19 protein-coding genes are annotated in these 19,144 nt (G+C 51.3%); 17 read left to right on the top strand and 2 right to left on the bottom strand.

All coding sequences use genetic code 11. The annotated features are described in order from the left end of the window. Positions 1 to 2 precede the first annotated feature (2 nt). From flgK to efpL, 14 genes are all read left to right on the top strand, one after another. Complete coding sequence (flgK, locus tag ACH5Y9_RS25120; RefSeq protein WP_445367995.1) at positions 3 to 1,670, top strand: flagellar hook-associated protein FlgK; 1,668 nt, start codon at positions 3 to 5, stop codon at positions 1,668 to 1,670. Positions 1,671 to 1,679: 9 nt separating this feature from the next. Further along, complete coding sequence (gene flgL / locus ACH5Y9_RS25115; RefSeq protein WP_445367994.1) at positions 1,680 to 2,588, top strand: flagellar hook-associated protein FlgL; 909 nt, start codon at positions 1,680 to 1,682, stop codon at positions 2,586 to 2,588. Positions 2,589 to 2,746: 158 nt separating this feature from the next. After that, positions 2,747 to 3,055, top strand: a complete 309-nt coding sequence (locus ACH5Y9_RS25110) for a hypothetical protein (protein WP_020483249.1) — start codon at positions 2,747 to 2,749, stop codon at positions 3,053 to 3,055. 338 nt (positions 3,056 to 3,393) lie between these two features. Beyond that, positions 3,394 to 4,653 carry an AAA family ATPase gene (locus ACH5Y9_RS25105; protein WP_445367993.1) on the top strand — a complete coding sequence of 420 codons (1,260 nt, stop codon included), beginning with the start codon at positions 3,394 to 3,396 and terminating at the stop codon, positions 4,651 to 4,653. Beyond that, entirely contained in the window at positions 4,650 to 5,369 is a 720-nt protein-coding gene (locus tag ACH5Y9_RS25100; protein ID WP_445367992.1) for an RloB family protein, read from the top strand. Before ACH5Y9_RS25105 ends, ACH5Y9_RS25100 begins: the two co-directional genes overlap by 4 nt. A gap of 476 nt (positions 5,370 to 5,845) precedes the next feature. After that, complete coding sequence (locus tag ACH5Y9_RS25095) at positions 5,846 to 6,163, top strand: hypothetical protein (protein ID WP_445367991.1); 318 nt, start codon at positions 5,846 to 5,848, stop codon at positions 6,161 to 6,163. A 178-nt stretch (positions 6,164 to 6,341) separates the two neighbouring features. After that, positions 6,342 to 6,818, top strand: a complete 477-nt coding sequence (locus ACH5Y9_RS25090) for a NifB/NifX family molybdenum-iron cluster-binding protein (protein ID WP_445367990.1) — start codon at positions 6,342 to 6,344, stop codon at positions 6,816 to 6,818. Positions 6,819 to 7,146: 328 nt separating this feature from the next. Then, on the top strand, positions 7,147 to 8,598 hold the full coding sequence (locus ACH5Y9_RS25085) for a sensor histidine kinase (protein WP_445367989.1): 1,452 nt from the start codon (positions 7,147 to 7,149) through the stop codon (positions 8,596 to 8,598). A 5-nt stretch (positions 8,599 to 8,603) separates the two neighbouring features. Further along, positions 8,604 to 9,179: a hypothetical protein gene (locus ACH5Y9_RS25080; protein ID WP_319963255.1), complete on the top strand. Its 576-nt coding sequence runs from the start codon at positions 8,604 to 8,606 to the stop codon at positions 9,177 to 9,179. Positions 9,180 to 9,184: 5 nt separating this feature from the next. Then, on the top strand, positions 9,185 to 10,771 hold the full coding sequence (locus ACH5Y9_RS25075) for an ATP-binding protein (RefSeq protein ID WP_445367988.1): 1,587 nt from the start codon (positions 9,185 to 9,187) through the stop codon (positions 10,769 to 10,771). A gap of 13 nt (positions 10,772 to 10,784) precedes the next feature. Then, positions 10,785 to 11,513 (top strand): response regulator transcription factor, encoded by a 729-nt coding sequence (locus ACH5Y9_RS25070; protein WP_225892914.1) that lies wholly within the window; start codon positions 10,785 to 10,787, stop codon positions 11,511 to 11,513. Positions 11,514 to 11,635: 122 nt separating this feature from the next. Next, positions 11,636 to 12,328, top strand: a complete 693-nt coding sequence (gene aat / locus ACH5Y9_RS25065; protein ID WP_445367987.1) for a leucyl/phenylalanyl-tRNA--protein transferase — start codon at positions 11,636 to 11,638, stop codon at positions 12,326 to 12,328. Beyond that, entirely contained in the window at positions 12,325 to 13,047 is a 723-nt protein-coding gene (locus tag ACH5Y9_RS25060; protein ID WP_445367986.1) for an arginyltransferase, read from the top strand. The genes aat and ACH5Y9_RS25060 overlap by 4 nt, the downstream gene beginning before the upstream one ends. Before the next feature lie 3 nt (positions 13,048 to 13,050). Then, positions 13,051 to 13,617, top strand: a complete 567-nt coding sequence (gene efpL / locus ACH5Y9_RS25055) for an elongation factor P-like protein EfpL (protein ID WP_033159245.1) — start codon at positions 13,051 to 13,053, stop codon at positions 13,615 to 13,617. Positions 13,618 to 14,104: 487 nt separating this feature from the next. Here efpL and ACH5Y9_RS25050 read toward each other — a convergent pair whose 3' ends face one another. Together ACH5Y9_RS25050 and ACH5Y9_RS25045 are read right to left on the bottom strand one after the other, a co-directional pair. Continuing rightward, entirely contained in the window at positions 14,105 to 14,782 is a 678-nt protein-coding gene (locus ACH5Y9_RS25050; protein WP_445367985.1) for a hypothetical protein, read from the bottom strand. A gap of 232 nt (positions 14,783 to 15,014) precedes the next feature. Beyond that, on the bottom strand, positions 15,015 to 15,185 hold the full coding sequence (locus ACH5Y9_RS25045) for a hypothetical protein (protein ID WP_445367984.1): 171 nt from the start codon (positions 15,183 to 15,185) through the stop codon (positions 15,015 to 15,017). A 383-nt stretch (positions 15,186 to 15,568) separates the two neighbouring features. Here ACH5Y9_RS25045 and ACH5Y9_RS25040 point away from each other — a divergent pair, with 383 nt between their 5' ends. The 3 genes from ACH5Y9_RS25040 to ACH5Y9_RS25030 are packed head-to-tail and all read left to right on the top strand — an operon-like array spanning position 15,569 to position 19,085. Then, the gene (locus ACH5Y9_RS25040; RefSeq protein ID WP_445367983.1) at positions 15,569 to 16,294 is read left to right on the top strand and encodes an ABC transporter ATP-binding protein; all 726 of its coding nucleotides are present in this window, start codon (positions 15,569 to 15,571) and stop codon (positions 16,292 to 16,294) included. Then, a complete protein-coding gene (locus ACH5Y9_RS25035; protein ID WP_445367982.1) occupies positions 16,291 to 17,703 on the top strand; it encodes an ABC transporter permease subunit in 1,413 nt (470 codons plus the stop codon). The genes ACH5Y9_RS25040 and ACH5Y9_RS25035 overlap by 4 nt, the downstream gene beginning before the upstream one ends. After that, positions 17,700 to 19,085: a DUF3526 domain-containing protein gene (locus ACH5Y9_RS25030; RefSeq protein ID WP_445367981.1), complete on the top strand. Its 1,386-nt coding sequence runs from the start codon at positions 17,700 to 17,702 to the stop codon at positions 19,083 to 19,085. Before ACH5Y9_RS25035 ends, ACH5Y9_RS25030 begins: the two co-directional genes overlap by 4 nt. Positions 19,086 to 19,144: the final 59 nt, after the last annotated feature.

Genomic DNA, 19,144 nt, shown 5'->3' with positions numbered 1-19,144 from the left:
CCATGGCCATTGGCATTCTCGGAAACGCATTGTCGGGGCTGACGGCGTTCCAACGCTCGCTGGAAACCACCAGCAACAACATCAGCAACGCCAACACCGAAGGCTACAGCCGGCAGCGCGTCGAACTGGCTACACGTCCCGAGCAATTTACCGGCAACGGCTATATGGGCAACGGCGTCGAGGTTGCTAATATCACCCGCAGCTACGACCAGTTCATCAGCAATCAGGTCCGCTCCAGCACCGCGACGTTTCACGATATAGACAGTTTTTACACCTTGTCCTCGCAAATCGACAATATCACCGCCGACGAAACCACCGGTCTGGCGCCGGCCATGAAGAGTTTTTTCGATGCGATAGACAGCGTTGCCAACGATCCCAGCTCGGTGGCCGCCCGCCAGGTAATGCTGACCGAAGCTGAATCGCTGACCCAGCAATTTAACACCATGAGCGCCCGCTTCGGCGACTTGCGTAAGCGTGTCAACGATAACATCACCAGTTCGGTGCAAGAGCTAAACGGCTTTGCCAAAACCCTGGCCGAATTGAATGTGAAAATCGTGTCGGACATCGGCCGCTCGTCCGGCAAGCAAATGCCCAACGAGTTAATGGATCAGCGCGACCTATTGCTGACTAAAATTGCCGAAAAAGCCGATGTTTCCTATGTCGCCCAAGCCGACGGCTCTTACAACGTGTTTATCGGCAAGGGCCAACCACTGGTGTTGGGCAGTGCGGCGTCCACGCTATCGGTAGTAGGCGACAGTAACGACGTCAATCAAAAGTTGATCATGTTGAATGGCCAGGATATTTCAAAACAGTTATCCGGCGGCGAAATCTCCGGCAATTTGCGCTTTAGAGATCAAGTACTGGACCCTGCGCAACAACAGCTGGGTTTGCTGGCAACAGGTTTGGCTACGGAATTTAACAATATTCATAAAGCCGGCTACGACATCAACGGCAATACCAATGTGGCGTTTTTTGATTTGAATTCGCCGACTCCGCAAGTGAAAGCCACTGTCAGCGACAGCACCTTGGTGGTTTCCAGCGCATTTGTTGCCCCAACATCAGCATCCGGCTTGGGCGCCGCTTACCGGCTTGATGTGACCGCAACGGTGCCGGCGGCCACTTTCAGCCTGACCAATTTAAGCGACAATACCACTACCACAGGCTTAAGCGCCGCTACTCTGGCGACCACCGCCGCCACTAACGGTTTTAGTATCAGTTTTAGCGGCGGCTCGTTGACCAGCGGCGATTCCTTCCAGATCAGCCCCAACTTTAATGCCGCCACCAAAATCAAAGTGAACGCGGCCATCACCAATCCCAGACAAATTGCTGCCGCCAGCGCCACCGGCCTGCCCGGCGACAACAGCAATGCACTGAAATTGGCTAACTTGGAAACCCAAGCAAAAATGTTCGGCGGTAAAGCCAGCTTTACCCAAGTGTATGGGCAAATGATCTCGGATGTGGGTTCGCAAACGCATGCCGCTTCGGTGGGTCGCACCGCGCAGGAAACCCTGCTAAAACAAGCCACCAGCGCCAAGGAAAACGTATCCGGCGTCAACTTGGATGAAGAAGCGGCCAATCTCATCAATTTTCAAAATTCGTATCAGGCAGCAGCCAAAGCCGTGTCGGTGGCTAACTCACTATTCGACACGCTGATCGGGGCATTTCGCTAGGAGATTATTATGCGCATTTCAACTTCATGGAATCATCAGCTCGGCCTTAACGCGATGTTGGATCAGCAATCCAAACTCAGCGAGACTCAGCTAAAACTATCGTCCGGCAAAAAATACCTGAGCCCGGCCGAAAATGCGGTCGCCGCCACCAGTATGATCGACCTGAATCACAACATTAAGGAAAATGAGCAATACCAAGTCAACATCGGCGCGGCGCGGCAAAGGCTGGACCTGGAAGAATCCGGTCTGGATAATGCCGGCAGCGTGTTGCATAGAATCAGGGAATTGACCGTACAAGGCTTGAACGACAGTAACACCGCCACCAACCGCAAACAAATCGCGATGGAAATCGACGAGCTGAACAAGCAATTGCTCAGCATCGCCAACACCAAAAATGCCAACGGCGAGTATATTTATTCCGGATACAAAACCGACCAGGCCGCATTTACCGACACCCCGGCTTACGCCTATCAGGGTGACGCCAACCAACGTAGTATCGCGATTGGCCCCAGCCGGCAAGTGACCGACGGCGACCCCGGCGAGTCGGTATTCGGCAGTATTCAAGTCGCGCCGCTGACAGCAGGCAGCATCAGCAACGTGTTTCAAGCAGTCGCGCAAATATCCGCCGATTTAAAAGCCAACACGCCCAACAAGAACTCGCTGAACGACATCGATACCGCCCTGGTGCGCTTCGATACGATACGCGCCTCGGCCGGCGCCCGTTTAAACGCCTTGGACGATCAGGAAAATTTAAACGCCGACTACATTCTGGACAACAAATCCACCGCCTCGGACATCGGCGACCTGGACTATGCCGAAGCTTTGAGCAAATTCAATCTGCAACAAATATCGCTGCAAGCCGCGCAGCAAGCCTTTACCAAGGTGCAAAATCTGTCGTTGTTTAATTACATTTCGTAATTTTCTTGGCACCGGGATTATCCATCCCGGTGGGCACCTGTATGGTCTGTATTGCCTTCCGATGTTAAGATTCTTGGGGCTGAGCAAAATCAAGCAGCAAGACGATTTAGGGTCAATTAAGTTGATTTAGTGACGGAAGGCATGAAATGGCAAAAACCATGAGTTGGCACCGCATCACCCTCTCCCGCCAGGAATACGAATCCGGTGAAATCTACGTGCTGTTAGGCGCTTTCCGAGCCGCCTACGTGGCGCGAAACGGCCCCGAGGGCATGGCGATGTTCGGCGGCTGGTCCGACGACGACACGGCCTTCCTGGTTTACACCACACCCAGATCGGTACGCCACATCACGCCAATCCTGGACGCCTACTCGGCCAAACAAATCAAAACTCCTGACCCGTCCGGCCTGTCGTTGATATATGGCGACGAGTCCGGTTTCTCTTCCTTCGAGATTGGCTTTGAAGCCTGATGTAGTTCCGGGACTTTTTGAATTGTCTTAAAACCTACCCCAAAGCTTGATTTTCCGGTAGGCGTTCTGGAGTAGGTTGATGGGCAAATTTCGGCCAATTGCGGACCGCTGGGTTAGCGTTACGAATGGCAGCATTGGAATATACACTCGTCTGTCAACATATCTAAAAGCCTGATTGCAAGGCCTTGCTGGGAATGTAATGACTTCGGTAAGTATTGGTGAGGGTTGTTATTTTAGTGCGTTTTAGTCCGATTACGTCTATACTTCAATAGATTAAGCCTATTTTTTGCACAAAACATGCAATTTTTCATTATTTCTGTCACGGCTAAACACAAATCATGCTAGTTGAATTCAGCGTTGCTAACTTTAAGTCGATTAGGGAGCAACAAACGTTAAGGCTTACTCCAGTTAAAGCTTATAAGGAACATACTGATAATCTGTTTTCTACCGGCGGCCAGCCAAGCGAATTACTTCGTACCGTGGCGATTTATGGAGCCAATGCGGCAGGAAAAACATCGTTACTGGATGCCTTGAACTTCATGGAGAAATTTATTCTTAACAATAGCAAGATGAATGAAGGCGAGGAAACCGACACGATCCCGTTCAAATTAGACAATACCTCCTACCTAGAACCATCCACGTTTGAAGTTGTATTTATCGATAAAGGCGCACGGTATCAGTACGGCTTTGCCGTAAACCAGGAAGCAGTATTGAATGAATGGCTTTATGTTACTCCAAAAAACTCAGTACAAACCTGGATTGAACGCGATGGGGAAGATAAAGAGCAATGGATTGTACACAGAAATCTAGCCAAAAAAGCGGATAGAGAGGCTTGGAAACGCCGGACACGCAATAACTCTTTGTTATTATCCGTAGCGGTGCAAGATAATTCAGAAACATTAAAACCCGTATTTAATTGGCTTAGAAATAAAATTGTCTTTCTTTCAGAAGGATATATTGGTTATACAGCTAACAAAATCCAAGATAGTGAGCTTAAGAAGAAAGTTCTACGCTACCTCAATACTGCTGACTTATCTATTATCGACCTTGATGTCGAAGAAAAAAAATTGGATTTGGACGATTTAAAAAAGTTTGAACAAGAAAACGGTAGTATCCCTGATAGACTTAGAGTCGCCTTTGAAAAGGGTAATTTTAGTAAATTCAAAGTAAATTTAACGCATGTCAAAGACCAACGTGCCCCACTTAGTTTAACTGAAGAATCTGAAGGCACCCAAAAGCTATTTGGCTGGGCATTTCCTATTATTGATATTTTAGAAAATGGGCGTATTGTTTATATTGACGAGTTAAACAATAGCTTACACCCATTTATCGTAAAGATGATTATCGATTTATTCAATAACCCAGAAACCAATCCTAATAATGCCCAGTTAATTTTCACGACTCACGATATTTCGGTATTAAAAAATGATATTTTCCGCCGCGACCAAGTGTGGTTTGTTGAAAAAGATAGCGAACTCGCGACTCAACTTTACCCGTTGAGCGATTTTTGCCCACGATCTAATGAATCGCTGGCAAAAGGTTATTTAGAAGGAAAGTATGGTGCCGTCCCTTTCATCGGTGAGTTTAATTGGCAATGAGCGATAAGCTTTTTCAAAGAAATAAGAAAAAAGCAGACGATCTAAAAAGACAACAAGTTAAACAGGCGGCTGTCATTTTAGCGGTTTGCGAAGGTGAAACCGAAGGCGATTATATTCGCCATTTACGAAACACTTGGGGCATTGAAAACAAAATTCATTTGATTGATGCCACTCAGCATGTATGCCTTAAAACGTTTTCAGAGATTCAAAAAGCTCCACCCAAAATCGGTGAGGTTACGTACGGGTCATCGCCCATTAGCGTTGTTGATTATGCCGTTGCAGTTGCTCAGAAACGCAAAACGCCGTTTAAACCGTACGAATACATATATTGCCTATTCGATAAGGATGATCCAGATGCATTCACCAAAGCTTGCCAACGAACCAAATCTGTTCGTGGCGGTGAATTAATAAAAATAACCTCTGTTCCGTGCTTTGAATATTGGATGTTATTACACTTTGAGAAAGTGGACTCTCCGCTAGGATCCGAAAATAACACAATAAAACGGCTCAAAAAGCATATAACTGATTATAGTCACACTAATAAGCGTATTAATAAAGATCGATTTGATCTCTTGAACAATGGCAAAAATATAGAATACGCAATCGACAGGTCTGAATCACTATTCAAACAACAAAGTCAATTGAACACGGATGATCCGACAACTAAAATGTTTGAATTAATGAATGTACTGACTAGATTTAAGCCGAAGGGCTAATCAGAAACGAACTCCAGTCTTTGCAGGATTTCAAACTTCAGCCAGCACCGTAAATGCGGAGCGTATCGTTGGCGGTTAGTGTGATTTAGGATATTGCCACTAGAAGCAGAACCTGTGCGCAACCTAACTTTGCATTGACCGACAGCTTACTGTTTTGCTGCTGCCATTGATCTCAAAGCTTTGAATGTCGTCGATGGGTCGGTTTTACCCGCTTAATCCTGACCGAGCAACTTCCGCCAATTTACACCTGCTATAGCGCTAACATTTCAAGTCGGATTGCGGCAGTTGATTAAGCGCAACTGCTGTCATTCAAACATCTGCGGTTCAACAGGGTCTTGTTTGTTACAAACACAACAGATACCTAAAGCATTTTTCATTTATTAATCAATAGCTTAGGAATTGGCGCGAAATATGAATTAAGCAGGCCGTGCACAAATCAATGCTATGTCCGGTTGTTCATCATTATCACGGCGTTTATGTCTGAAATCATCCCGTTTCCCGTTCCCAACCAACAACAAAAATCGGATCTTGATGCGGTTATCGATGCAGCGCTAAAGTCTATCCCGAGGCAAGACAGGGAAAAACTCAGGTTTGAGTTGATCAAAACGATAGACAGCTACGATGCCTTTTTTTCTGAATGGGCTTTGAGCCTACCCGAGGATAGTAACGAAACTCTCAGGAAACAAATTTACGATATTGCACACCAGGAACATGATCGAAAAATACAAATGTTAAAAGACATTATGCGACTGAAGATTAAAGAGCTGGTTGCGGAATACCGGCAACGAAAGTAGCGCGGTTTGTACCGAGCTCGTCCAAGCCCAAGGCTGTTGGGCCCTCAGACAGGCTCAGGTCGAACGGTATTTAAGCGCCGGATTTAAGTAAGGCACGGATTAACAACACCCAAAACCATCAATTTTAAGACCTAGCCTTAGTCGTCCTTTGGCCCAAATATTCATTAAGGAGTGTCATATGAATCAACTTGCCGATGTAAACAGTGTCGCGGAACTTGAAGTCGATACGAATAAGCTGATCGTGGCTTTTGCAAGTTCCGATGGGGAAATGGTTAATCAGCATTTCGGGTCATCCTTGGGATTTCATGTCTACGCCATAGACGGCAGTTCCGCGACGCCTTTGGCGGCTAAGTCGTTTGGTAAGGAACAGCGTGACGGGAATGAAGAGAAATTAAAGCCTAAGCTGGCCTGGTTAACCGGCTGCGATATGGTTTATTGCGGCTCCGTCGGCGGCACGGCGACTAATGAGTTGATCAAATTGGGCGCGCATCCCGTCATCGTTAAAGGTGGCCCCGACATTGAAGAAATCATTGCCGAGTTACAGCAAGACCTTACCGGGACCATGTCACCGTTGCTGGAACGTATTTTTAAACAAAAATCCGGTAAAGATCAGAGCCGTTTTGCAGAGATGGCTGACGAAGAATGGGCTGAATAATCTGCCGGGCAATTTTGCCTTAATACCCTCCCACTCTACTACCCCTGTCCTTACATTTCCGGGTAGCGTCATCCCCGCGGCAGCGATGATATGTGAAGACCTGACGCAAATAATCGCACGCTTGGGTCGGCGACCGACATTTGCGCCACCATCTCCAACGCTAAAACTACCTTTTTCTAAGCTCAGGGCATCCGGCCTGCGCCTCCCGGTATTTACTGCCGCCAGCCTTATGGCCGCTGGGCAATGCCGTTTGTGACGGATTTAGGGCCAATTTTTAGGATACCGTTTCAACTATACTATGGAGTGATTTATTGCTTCTCGCACAAGGATGAAATTTAAAAATTTTTTATCGTTAAAGTCCCTGATCATTCTGGGCTTTGTCATTGCGGTGATTCCGCTGTTTCTGGCCGTGATGTACGCTGCTTTCGGCATGCGCGAGACCTCGGCGCTGGGCCGCACCGTCAACACGCATGTCTTCGAACAAACCAAAACCATCCGCCTGGTTTTACAAAAAGCCTCCGATATAGAGCGCAAGGCCAAACTGTTTGTGTTGCTGTCTGACCCGACGCTGCGCCAACCCTACGAACGGCAATCCTACGAAACCGTGCGGGCCTCGTTTAAACAGGCTTTGGGTGATTTGCTGAAACTGCACGTCGATAACAAAATCGCGCTGTTGGTCAATGAATTATCCGAAAAAGAAAACCTGATTTACCAGCAAATCATCGGCTCGGATGACGAGAATAATCTGGAATTACCGATAGACGAGGCTTTCCAGGGCTTGCGCGAATCCGCCGCCACTCTATCGCGCGAGTTTGAAAACCACGTGGATCACGAATTCAACGAACTGCACCAATTGTCGGAATCGCTGGAGCATGGCCTACTGGTCAAAGGCGCAGTATTACTGGCGATTTCGTTCGGTGTGATTGCCGTTCTTTTGATCGTATTGTCGCGTTCGATGCGGCAACTTGATCTTTCGATCCGCCGTTTGGGCGCGGGCGAGCTGGCAGAACCGATTCTGGTGAACGGCCCGTCGGATTTACGTTACCTGGGCAACCGTTTGGAGTGGCTGCGCACTCGCTTACTGGAACTGGAAGTGTCCAAGCAACAATTTATGCAAAACGTCGCCCGCGAGATAGAACTGCCCTTGGCAAGCCTGCGTCAGGATGCCGAATTGCTGGCCAGCGAAACCGACTACGACCCCAACAGCAAGCGGCAAGCCACTGTTTTGCATTTATGCGCCAATATCGAAAAGTTAAGCGCCGTATCCGAGGAATTACTGCGCTACAGTCGGATCAATTCCCTGCCCGACATCAATCGCAAGGAAAGCGTAAACATCAAAGATTTGCTGGAAACCGTCGTTAACGATTTTCAACCGGTTTTAAGCAGTAAAGCCATCGCTATCCGAATGTTGGCAAGGCCGGTGGAAATTGCCGGCATTCCCGAACAATTGCGGGCAATCATCGAACAATTGCTGACCAATGCCGTGAAATTTTCGCCGGAAGGCGGTGAAATTCGCGTCATATTACGCGACGCCGGTACTTTGATGGAACTGGAAGTGGAAGACGAAGGCCCCGGTATCGCCATCGACGAACGCGATCATATCTTCGAGCCGTTTTATCGCGGCAAGACCGGCGATACCGGCGACGGCCCCGGCCTGGGCTTGGCCATCGTCAAGGAATACGTCGCCAATCATCAAGGCAAAGTGGAAGTCATCGATGCCCGTCAAGACCAACAAGGAGCCCGCATCAGGGTTCAAATTCCGTTAACCGGGGAGAATTAAGCAACATGCAGGCACTATTCATGCGCGTATTGGCACTGGTCGCATCATTGTTGACCATCAGCGGCTGCGCCGAGATGGATTCCAGCGTCAAGGAACATTTTCCAACCGTTTACAGCGCGCCGGTGGTGCATTCGGACATAGACGAGTTGCTGGATTTTGGCAACAATCTGGCCAACATGACCACGGCGAGCCGCACCGAGACATGCAGGTCTTTAATGAAACGCCAAAAAGACGAACCCGAGATTGGCGTATTACTGCATTTGATGGTAGGCCGCCTATTGTCAGATGCCTGTGGCGACATTCCCAAAATTCTCGATGAAATTGCCGGCATTCCGCCCGCAGGCCTGAGCGACGAACGGATGCGCCACCTGGTTGCCATTCACACCGAGGCATTAAAGCGCATCAACAGCGCATCACGAAAACTCGGATCATTGGAACGCAAACACAAAACCGTGCAAAACGTGCTGGAAACGAAAGACGCCGCCGGTTCCAAGAAAGAAGAATCAAGACTGCTGCGCGAGAAACTGGAAGCCATCCGGTCGATGGAAAAGCAACTGGACGAGACTAGCGAAGGCAAATAGGGCCAATGTTTCGGTTTCGCTTGGCGATAGTCATTGTTGTTTCGTTCTGCTTTGTATTGAGTTTGGGCATTGCCTTGTATTGGGGCGCCGACGAAGTAGCGCGCTATTTTCAACACAGCCAAACCGCCTACGAAACCTTCGACGATTACGAACAGCTGTCGCAGGAAGCTTATCGCCATTTCAAGCAACGCATGGACCGGCTGATCACCGCCAACCCCAATGCGGAAACCGGCGTGGAATCTTCCAAACGCCGTCTTTACGAGGCCATGCAAACGCTACGCGACACCGCCGTCAAAGCGCCGGACACTGACAGCGCCAGCGAAGAATGGACCAATAAGCCCGCGGAATTGGAGAAAGTCGCCCATCTCACCGCTTTCCTGGAAGCCAGCGAATATCGCTTCGAAGAAGTGGAACGGCTGCGCTTGCAAGGTAAGCTGACTACCGCCGTGCAGGCTTTAGCCAAGTTCACTGAAGAGGAAATCGACGGTAAATTCCAACCCCTAATCGACGCCGCCATCAACGCCGAACGGGAAAAAGCCCAAAAAGCCAAGCGCGAGTTGGAAATGTTGGTGGAAAAGTCGCGCTGGACGGCGATTTTGGCCTCGTTAACCGCGGCGTTATTCAGCTTGGTAGCCGGCATCATGTTGCTGCGCGCGTTTAAAAAACCTATCGAAGCGCTAATGAAAGGCACGGACGAAATCGCCTCCGGCAACCTGGATTACCGGATTGCCTTAGACAGCCGCGACGAATTTGCCTATCTGGCCAGCCACTTCAATCAAATGGCCAAGGAACTGGAAGTTCAACAAGATAAACTACGCGAAGGCCGTGCTGTGTTGGAAGAGCGAGTGACCGAGCGGACCTTTGAACTTAATCTGTTGAACGAGGAATTAAAGCGCATGGATAATGCCCGCCGTGAGTTTTTGGCGGACATCAGCCACGAACTGCGCACGCCGATCACGGTGATACGCGGCGAAGCGGAAGTGACGTTGCGCGGCCAGGACCGCGATGCCGAAGAATACAAAGACGCATTGCAACGCATCGTCGAGCTGTCGATGCAGTTGGGTAAATACGTGAACGATTTACTGTTTCTGGCCCGCGCCGACACGGCCAATCTGCAATTCGAATGGAATAAAGTGGATTTGGCGGATTTGGTAGCCAGCAGCGTCGAGGATTTTCAAGTGATGGCGCAAGAATATTCGATTTCCGTCAGCCTGGACGCGCCTTCCGGACCGTTACTGGTGCGCGGCGACAAGCAGCGGCTACGGCAGGTGTTGTTCATTCTGGGCGAAAATGCCTGCCGCTATTCCAAACCGCTCGGGCATATCGCTGTGGCGTTATGGCGCGACGGTAAACAGGCCTGCTTCAGCCTGACCGATCAGGGCATAGGCATACCCTCCGAGGATCTGGATCGAATTTTCGAACGCCACTTCCGCAGCAGCAATGCCCAGCATTCCCGAGACGACGGCTCCGGCCTGGGTTTGCCGATGGCCAAATCCATCCTGCAAGCCCACGGCGGGCAAATCGCGGTACGTAGCGTCGAAAACGCCGGATCGACATTTACGGTTACACTACCCCTGCTTACGGTAGCATAGGACGGATTTTCATATGAATGATAAATACATGACAACCAATACTCTGACGGGAATAGGCTATATGCGGGTACTGATGGTTGAAGACGACGAGCGTATCATCGATTTCGTGCAACGCGGCTTAAAAGCCGAGGGCTATGCCGTGGAGGTGGCCCGTAGCGGGCAAGAGGCCATTGCCTTGGGTACCGAAGGCAGCTTTCAGGTGATCATTCTGGACTTGGGCCTGCCGGACATGAACGGCCGGCAGATTTGCGAACGCTTGCGCAGCAACGGCATCGACACCCCGATTTTGATGCTGACCGCGCGCGATACCGTGCAAGACAAAGTAGCCGGCCTGCGCTCCGGTGCCGACGACTATATGACCAAGCCGTTCGCGTTTGAAGAATTGCTGGCCCGTATCGAAGTTTTGCTCAGGCGGCGTGGCGGCGAAGTAAAACAGGACGACAAGGAATTGCGTATCGAAGACCTGGTACTTAATGGCGAAACCCACGAGGTAAGACGCGGCGATAACGTCATCGAGTTAACCCCCAAGGAGTTTGCCTTGCTGGAATGCTTTATGCGCATGCCGGGTAAAGTATTGAGCCGCACACGCATTCTGGAACAAGTCTGGGGCTATAGCGCCGATCCGCTGACCAATGTGGTGGATGTTTATATTCGCCAGCTGCGGCGGAAGATCGACGACGATTACGAGCTGAAATTGCTGAAAACCGTGCGCGGCTTTGGTTACAAAATGGATGCGTCGTGAGTTGGACGTACGAAATTTTGTCTCCAGGCGCCGCTAACTAGCCTAGCCGGCCGCTCTGCCCACAAACCTTGGTAAGCTAAGTCATTCACAAACCAGCGCCAACCCGGACCCACGCGCCTCCTATGCAACTCACCCTGCTCGACCCGGATCATCCGCACCAAGCCTTTCCGCCACTGCATAAGGCCTTGAAACAACCCAACGGCTTACTGGCCTTTGGCGGTTGCCTGTCGCCGCAGCGCATCGTCAACGCCTACCGGCACGGGGTATTTCCCTGGTTCAATCCCGGCGAACCCATTCTGTGGTGGTCACCCGACCCGCGTTTGGTCTTGTTTCCGGAACAGCTGAATATTTCTCGCAGCCTGGCGAAAACCCTGCGCAAACAATTGTTTGAAATTCGTTACGACAGCGCCTTTCGTCAAGTAATCGATGCGTGTGCGGCGCCGCGTCGCGACGAAGGTGGCACCTGGATTACCGACGACATCCGCCAAGCCTATACCACACTACACCACCTGGGTATCGCACACAGCTGCGAAGCCTGGCAGGACGGCCAGTTGGTAGGCGGCCTGTACGGCATTGCCATTGGCCAGGTGTTTTTCGGCGAATCGATGTTTCATCGTAAAACCGATGCCTCCAAAGTGGTGTTTGTGCATCTGGTGCAGCAGCTCAGCGCCTGGGGCTATCAACTCATCGACTGCCAGGTCAGCAGCGAACACTTACTCAGCCTTGGCGCGGCGGAAATCCCTCGCAGCCGCTTTATAGAACTGCTGGACCGGCTCTGCGATCAAACACCGACGCCCGACGCTTGGCAAGCATGAACTCCATCCCAATTTGGCTGGACAGTGGCCACACCTGCAGTTATCTGGACGACCGCGTCGCGCGTTCCGGCTTCGTACATCCGTCGGTGAATATCGACACCACGCTCTATTCGCAACTGATTGCTCAGGGCTTTCGGCGCAGCGGCGATCATGTTTATAAACCCTATTGCGAAGCCTGCCAGGCTTGCGTGCCGACGCGACTGCCGGTGGCCTTATTCCAAGCTGACCGCAAACAAAAGCGCTGTATTAAGCGCAATGCGCAAACCCGGGTAGTCGTCAAAAACGCCGAGTTCGACCCGCGCCATTTCCTGCTTTATCAGCGTTATCTAAGTGCCCGTCACGACAAACCTGGTGAAGACACCGAAACCACGCCCGATGACTACATCAAATTCCTCGGTAGCAGTTGGTGCGACACGATGTTTGTGGAGTTTTTAATCGGCGGCCAATTGGCGGCGGTCGCGGTGGTCGATGTGGTAAGCGACGGGCTATCGGCGGTGTATACCTTTTTCGACCCGGATTTTGCCGACCATAGCCCTGGCGTTTACGCGGTATTGTGGCAAATCGAAACCGCCAAGCAAATGGGACTGGAATATGTTTATCTGGGCTACTGGATCAAAGACTGTCGTAAAATGCGCTACAAAATCGATTATCAACCGCTGTCCGGCCTAGTAAACGGCCAGTGGCAATTTATTTCAAATCAAACATTTAACGAGGATTAAGCCGTGCCGAAAGCCAACGAACTGAAACAGGGAACCGCCATCGAAATCAACGGCGAACCGTATGTGGTCAAACACATCGACGTGCGCAACCCTACCTCGCGCGGCGCGACCACGCTATACAAAGTCCGTTTCACTCACATGAAAACCCGGCAAAAACTGGACGAAACCTTCAAAAGTGACGACATGCTGAAAGCCGCCGATTGTTCACGTTGCAACGTGCAGTTTTCCTACCAGGACGGCGACACCTACTATTTCATGAACAGCGAAACTTACGATCAATACGCGCTGGCGGCTGACGACCTGGAAGGCCAAACGCTATATCTGACCGACGGTCTGGAAGGTATCATCATGCTGTTGATGGACGACGCCGCGCTAGGTATCCAGTTACCAACCACCATTACGCTGCAAATCGTCGAAACCCCGCCATCCATGAAAGGCTCCAGCGCCACCAAACGTACCAAAACTGCCAAGCTCAGTACCGGCCTGGAAGTACAAGTCCCCGAATATATAGAATCCGGCGAGATGATCAAGGTCAACACCGAAACCGGCGAATTCTCTTCGCGAGCTTAACGCCGCCCTCTCCGCCAGCCGCCGACCGATTCAGCCATCGGCGGCAACGGCTTCACTAAAACACCCCCGCCCTTTACCCAGTCAGACCCCAAATCTCGATTGAAAGTAAGTCCGAGTTCGTGTCTGAGCCGCAATTTATGACTCATGCTCGATTGATATTGAAGCGATTTTTGATTCTTTGTGGCACACACCGCAATCCCTTTGGCAGCATTGCTGAAAGAATTCTGAGTGCACCAGCTCTATTGGAATATTTTGCAGACATTCAGTGCTGACTGAGCAAATTCGGCCACTAGCTGACATCCGAAGCTTTGCGCTAAGTGTCGGCGAGGGTTCAATGAACTGCCATTCGACGTTAAGTAAAGGCCGCACCGCTTACGCAAACCTAGGCGAAGCCGCCAATCCCATGATAAAATCAAAACTTTCCAAACCACCAACGGGGGAGCGCGTCCGTTTTACCGACTTGTTGGACTGAGAAAGAGCCAGCCTTTCAATCTTTACAGGATCCTATAATACGGCCTTCTTCAAAATAGTCTTTACATCCAAATTTATTGTTAGTTTTCGCACACTGCCCTGAAACAATGTCGTTTTCCGATGCGGGGGATTTTGACCGTACAGCGAGACACCCGAATTCACATTCAGAGTATTTTTTACATGGTTTTCCAGCATCACGGCTGGTGCGAACGCACCCACTAACATGAGCTTTACCCATTGGCCTCCATTCACCCTTTTCAGCTAAACATTGAATCCTATCTTTCTCAAAGAAACAGTGATCAAAAGACGCCTGATCTTTACCCCAATTTCCACCTTGTGCTTTACACTCAGCTTTCTGGCTTTTTTCAGAAGGGTCTAATCGACATCGTTCTTTATGTGGGTCCCAGAACCCATTTTTGCCTTCACAAACCTCCGGCAACCACAAAACATAACAATAGTAATACCAACTTTGACCAGATGTAGGCTCCCATGTCCCATTGAGATTTTTACAAACCTGTTCAGAATCGACCACTGTTGCACGAACTTCAAGCGGTAAAGAAAACAAGCTCACCAAAACAAACATTAATTTTCCAACCATGATTATTTTGTTTCCACGTGCCCTACAAGGATTTAGATAGTTAACTGTAAAGCTACCTAAAAATGATCTTCGACACGATAATTTATTGATCTGCATTTATTTTCCTTCTATGTATATCATCGACGACAGCCATCAACGACGGGTAGCGGTCAAGTCTCTGTGATTGAATCACTTCGGTCGACAGACCGCAACGGTCGATTGTGACAATTCATCACTTCCAGAAACTGTCATTCTCTACTGGCATAATCTCAAAGAAATTGGCGGCTGACTGTAAATTTGGAACAGAGACGGTTTGGGTTGGCATACTCAAACTGCAAAAGCCAAATTATTATTTGGCTTTTGCCAACCAGGGACGCGCCAGCAACAGCAAACTAAGCAGGCTGCAAAAAACCATGTAGTGTGAGTAACGAAAATCCGGCGATGGGGCTGCCAGCATCAAGCCCAGCTCATGCAGGATGGCGCTGGAAGTTAGGCAAATGACTTCGATATTGGCCGTCACGCCACGAAAAGCAGGGCCGTAGGGTGGATAAGCGAAGCGCCATCCACCTATTTGTGTTCCTATGGTGGATGGCGCTTCGCTTATCCACCCTACAACTTTTATTATTTGAATGGCTGATTTAAATTTTAAACCGACATTCAAGGTAAATACACGAACTTCCGCCTTGGGTCGATAACGATCATTTACTATCGATTCATAAACAAATCAAATAGCGCACAATTGGCTATCAAAAATACCCTGGATCAGTATATCCAGGAAAATATCCCATTGGCACAACGCACCCATTACCTCAGTCTATCGTTAAAATACTGAACATGCCGGGCGCGGCGGCAGGCCATCCGGCTGACCGTCGCAGATCATTCACCTTAAACCCAATATCTTTTATGAACGCTGAGTCCCCCGTATTGGCCGCCCGCAACCTGGTTGTTGACTACCGACAACACCGTGCGGTCGAGAATTTAAATTTACACATCCCCAAGGGTTGCGTTTACGCGCTGCTGGGTGGCAATGGTGCCGGTAAGTCCACGACCATCAGTACGTTTTTGACCTTCAACCAGCCCAGTAGCGGACAGGTGCTGATCGAAGGCGAATCGCCACACGCCAATCCCGACCTGGTGCGAACGAAACTGGCCTATTTACCGGAAAACGTGGCGCTGTACGAGGTGATGAGCGGCTTGGAAAACCTGACTTATTTCTGCGCGCTGGCGAATATCCGCTTGCATGACGAGAAAGCCCGCCTTTTGTTATCGGACAGCGGTCTGCAAGCGGATGCTCACGGCAAACGGGTGGCGGCTTATTCCAAGGGCATGCGGCAAAAAGTGGGCTTGGCCATCGCCTCGGCGAAACAGGCCAAGGCCATGTTGCTGGACGAACCGACCTCCGGCCTGGACCCGAGCGCCGCCAACGACTTTGCCCAACGCATCCGCGCCGCAGCCGATCAAGGCATGGCGGTGCTGATGGCCACCCATGATTTGTTCAACGCCAAGCAAGTCGCCGACCGCATCGGCATCATGAAAAGCGGCCGGCTGGTAGAAGAATTTGACGCCCACACCGTGCAACACGACGAACTGGAGCAAAAATATCTGGCGCATGCCCGGGGGCTGGCATGATCAAGACCATCATCCGCAAGGAATTTCTCGCCACACTGCGCGACGGCCGCTTGCTGACTCTGGGAGTTGCCCTATTGCTATTATTTGTTGGTTTTTTCCTGGCGTCAGCCTACGAATTACAGCAATTGCGCGCGGAAAAGCACCGCGTCGGCACCACCGCCAAGGAACAATGGAATACTCAGAGCGTGAAAAACCCGCACTCCGCCGCGCATTACGGCATCTACGTGTTTAAGCCGGACACGCCGGTGGCGGCGCTGGATCCGGGGTTGCGGCCGTATATCGGCCAGTCTTTATGGCTGGAGCCGCATAAGCGCAACCTCACCCGCTTCAGCCCGGCGGCGGATCAAGTGTTGGCCGGCCGTTTCGGTCAAGCCACGACCAGTTTTGTGCTGACTGCGCTGTTACCGCTATTGATCGTGGCCTTGACCTTTAACTCCGTCAGCCAGGAGCGTGAATCCGGCACTTTGCGGATGTTGCACAGCTTGGGGGTGAACGCCGGCGAGCTGTTGTTCGGCAAATTGCTGGGCTTGTTGAGCGCGTTTGCTCTGGTCTTGGCACCGGCGCTGTTGGTAGCAGCCGTGATACTGCTGGGCAACTTCGCGTTTACCCTGGACGACGTGCTGCGCCTGCTGGTGTTGCTGCTGCTGTTAAATTTGTACTACGGCATCTTCGCGGCAGTCGCCATCGCCGCGTCCGCGTCTTTTAACACCAGCCGCACCACCTTGTTTTGCCTGCTGGGCTTTTGGTTGGTCAGCGTGTTTATCGCCCCGCGCCTCGGCGCAGTGACTGCGGAAATGTTGGCACCCAACCCCAGCGCCAGCGAGTTTTGGCGTGAGATCAAGGACGACATTGACCACGGCCTGGACCACGACGGCGACCACGAGCAACGCGCCAAAGCCTTCGAAGCACAAGTGTTGACGCAGTACGGGGTGTCCCGCAAGGAAGATTTGCCGGTCGGTTTCGTGTCCTTAAATCGTCAGCACAACGATGCTTATTCCGTTAAGGTCCATGCCCTGCATTTCGACGCCTTGCGCGACAATTTTATTAAGCAACAACACTTGAGCCATCTGGGGTCCTGGCTGGGCCCGAGCCTAGCGCTACGGTCTTTATCCATGACCTTGGCCGGTATGGATTTGAGCCATCAACGGCATTTTGAAGACGCCGCCGAACAATATCGGCAGTACTTTATCAACCTGACCGAAGACTGGGACCGCGAGCGTAGCCGCGGCACGGAGCGCAAGGCCACCGGCGCTGAGGCCGATTGGCGTAGCGTGGCGGATTTTAGCTATCAAGCCCCGGACATCGGTTTTGCCCTGCAGGCCGCCGAACTGGATATTTTAGTGTTGTTACTGTGGTTGGGTTTATCGGTGGGCTTGTTGAGCCTTTCCGCTCGGAGGCTGGTGCCATGATGCAGTTAATAGCTATCGAATGGCTGCGTTTTAAACGCAACAGCTTAAATCTGTGGGTGACAGGTTTGTTTCTGCTGGTGATGCTGGCTAGCGCCGTTTGGTCGGGTTTGGCTGCGCGCGAATTCCGTCAACACGGCACCGCAGCGCCGCAGACCGTCAACGCGATGTCCAATCAAGCGGAGATGCATGACGCCCCGAAAGCGGCGGACCACACCCCCAAAGCCAATGCATTTGCCGCCAGCGCCGCCGCGCCGCCTTTGCGGCTGCCGGCCCTGAGCGGTTTGGCCTTGAGCGTGCGGCAACTGGATTTTTTAAGTACCGGCATCAAAATCTCCACCCGCAGCCGCCACACCGACGGCCGTAACAGCGATCAGTTGTTCAACCCGATGCTGCATGAACTGGGCATGCTGGATTTTGCCACTGTGTTCGCGCTACTGACTCCGCTGATGGTAATTGCCTTGAGCTACGGCCTGGTGCAGGAAGACCGGGAGAGCGGAGTCTGGCGTTTGGTCTGCACGCAAATGTCGGCACCCTGGCGCTTGGTGTGTGCGGCGTTGAGCGTGCGCTATAGCGTGGTGGTATTGGCGGTTTTCAGCAGTTCGCTGTTGACGCTATGCCTCGATCCGGCATTTAGCCTGGAAACGCTGGTTTATTGGCTGGCGTTTACAGGTCTGTACACACTGGTGTGGTTTGGCATCGCCGGCTTGTTCCTGCTGCTGCCCTTTTCCTCTGGGGCGGCGGCCATCGGCATGCTGGGCGTCTGGTTGGTTTTGACCTTTGCCGGCCCGGCCTTGCTGGCCTGGGCGGCCGACCGGCACGCGCCGATGCCTTCGCGGTTGGATAGCATTATCGCCGTCCGCCAGTTTCAGGAACAAAACAATCAACAACGTCAAGCGCTAATGGCACAGTGGTATAGCAATCATTCAGACCTGCAGCTGCCGCAAACCGGTAAAGAGCTACCGCGCGAAACTGCCGGTTTGCCGGCCGGTTTGGTTCTGGATCAACAGATCAGACCGGTGATGTACCGCTTCGACAGCGCCCGCCAAGCGCAATTCGAGTTTTTGGAAGCGTGGTCTTGGCTGTCGCCGGCGCTGGCGGCCGTGCAAATGGCGGATAGGCTGGCCGGCATTGATGCGCCGCGCTATGCCGAATATATTCAGGCGGTCAATCACTTTGAAGATCAATGGCGCGACTATTTCGTCCCCAAGATCATGAGCGATAGCGCTTGGAGCGATGAACTGAGCCACGACCAACCGCGCTTTGCCTTTGCGTATCCGGCAAATCCGGCAGCCTGTCTAAGCTTGATTGCCGGACAAGCGGCGCTGGCGTTGCTGTTGTTGGTGGTACTCTTCGTCTCACGCCGGCGCTTTGCCAAAGCCTAACGACGCTATTTGGCTAAAAGACGTCCTGGACGACGCTAGTCGTCCGGGTCGGCTACGCA

This window comes from Methylomonas sp. BW4-1 (assembly GCF_052474385.1).
Note: the sequence above shows the minus strand (reverse complement) of the source record. Positions and strands in the feature narration are given on the sequence as shown.

What these genes read in the sequence shown, in the direction of transcription:
- ACH5Y9_RS25035 (WP_445367982.1), top strand. Translation starts at nt 16,291, where the DNA reads ATGATCAAGACCATCATCCGCAAGGAATTTCTCGCCACACTGCGCGAC.
- ACH5Y9_RS25085 (WP_445367989.1), top strand. Translation starts at nt 7,147, where the DNA reads ATGAAATTTAAAAATTTTTTATCGTTAAAGTCCCTGATCATTCTGGGC.
- ACH5Y9_RS25040 (WP_445367983.1), top strand. Translation starts at nt 15,569, where the DNA reads ATGAACGCTGAGTCCCCCGTATTGGCCGCCCGCAACCTGGTTGTTGAC.
- ACH5Y9_RS25030 (WP_445367981.1), top strand. Translation starts at nt 17,700, where the DNA reads ATGATGCAGTTAATAGCTATCGAATGGCTGCGTTTTAAACGCAACAGC.
- flgK (WP_445367995.1), top strand. Translation starts at nt 3, where the DNA reads ATGGCCATTGGCATTCTCGGAAACGCATTGTCGGGGCTGACGGCGTTC.
- ACH5Y9_RS25075 (WP_445367988.1), top strand. Translation starts at nt 9,185, where the DNA reads ATGTTTCGGTTTCGCTTGGCGATAGTCATTGTTGTTTCGTTCTGCTTT.
- ACH5Y9_RS25050 (WP_445367985.1), bottom strand. Translation starts at nt 14,782, where the DNA reads ATGCAGATCAATAAATTATCGTGTCGAAGATCATTTTTAGGTAGCTTT.
- ACH5Y9_RS25070 (WP_225892914.1), top strand. Translation starts at nt 10,785, where the DNA reads ATGAATGATAAATACATGACAACCAATACTCTGACGGGAATAGGCTAT.
- ACH5Y9_RS25090 (WP_445367990.1), top strand. Translation starts at nt 6,342, where the DNA reads ATGAATCAACTTGCCGATGTAAACAGTGTCGCGGAACTTGAAGTCGAT.
- ACH5Y9_RS25095 (WP_445367991.1), top strand. Translation starts at nt 5,846, where the DNA reads ATGTCTGAAATCATCCCGTTTCCCGTTCCCAACCAACAACAAAAATCG.
- ACH5Y9_RS25080 (WP_319963255.1), top strand. Translation starts at nt 8,604, where the DNA reads ATGCAGGCACTATTCATGCGCGTATTGGCACTGGTCGCATCATTGTTG.
- ACH5Y9_RS25060 (WP_445367986.1), top strand. Translation starts at nt 12,325, where the DNA reads ATGAACTCCATCCCAATTTGGCTGGACAGTGGCCACACCTGCAGTTAT.
- flgL (WP_445367994.1), top strand. Translation starts at nt 1,680, where the DNA reads ATGCGCATTTCAACTTCATGGAATCATCAGCTCGGCCTTAACGCGATG.
- ACH5Y9_RS25105 (WP_445367993.1), top strand. Translation starts at nt 3,394, where the DNA reads ATGCTAGTTGAATTCAGCGTTGCTAACTTTAAGTCGATTAGGGAGCAA.
- aat (WP_445367987.1), top strand. Translation starts at nt 11,636, where the DNA reads ATGCAACTCACCCTGCTCGACCCGGATCATCCGCACCAAGCCTTTCCG.
- ACH5Y9_RS25100 (WP_445367992.1), top strand. Translation starts at nt 4,650, where the DNA reads ATGAGCGATAAGCTTTTTCAAAGAAATAAGAAAAAAGCAGACGATCTA.
- ACH5Y9_RS25110 (WP_020483249.1), top strand. Translation starts at nt 2,747, where the DNA reads ATGAGTTGGCACCGCATCACCCTCTCCCGCCAGGAATACGAATCCGGT.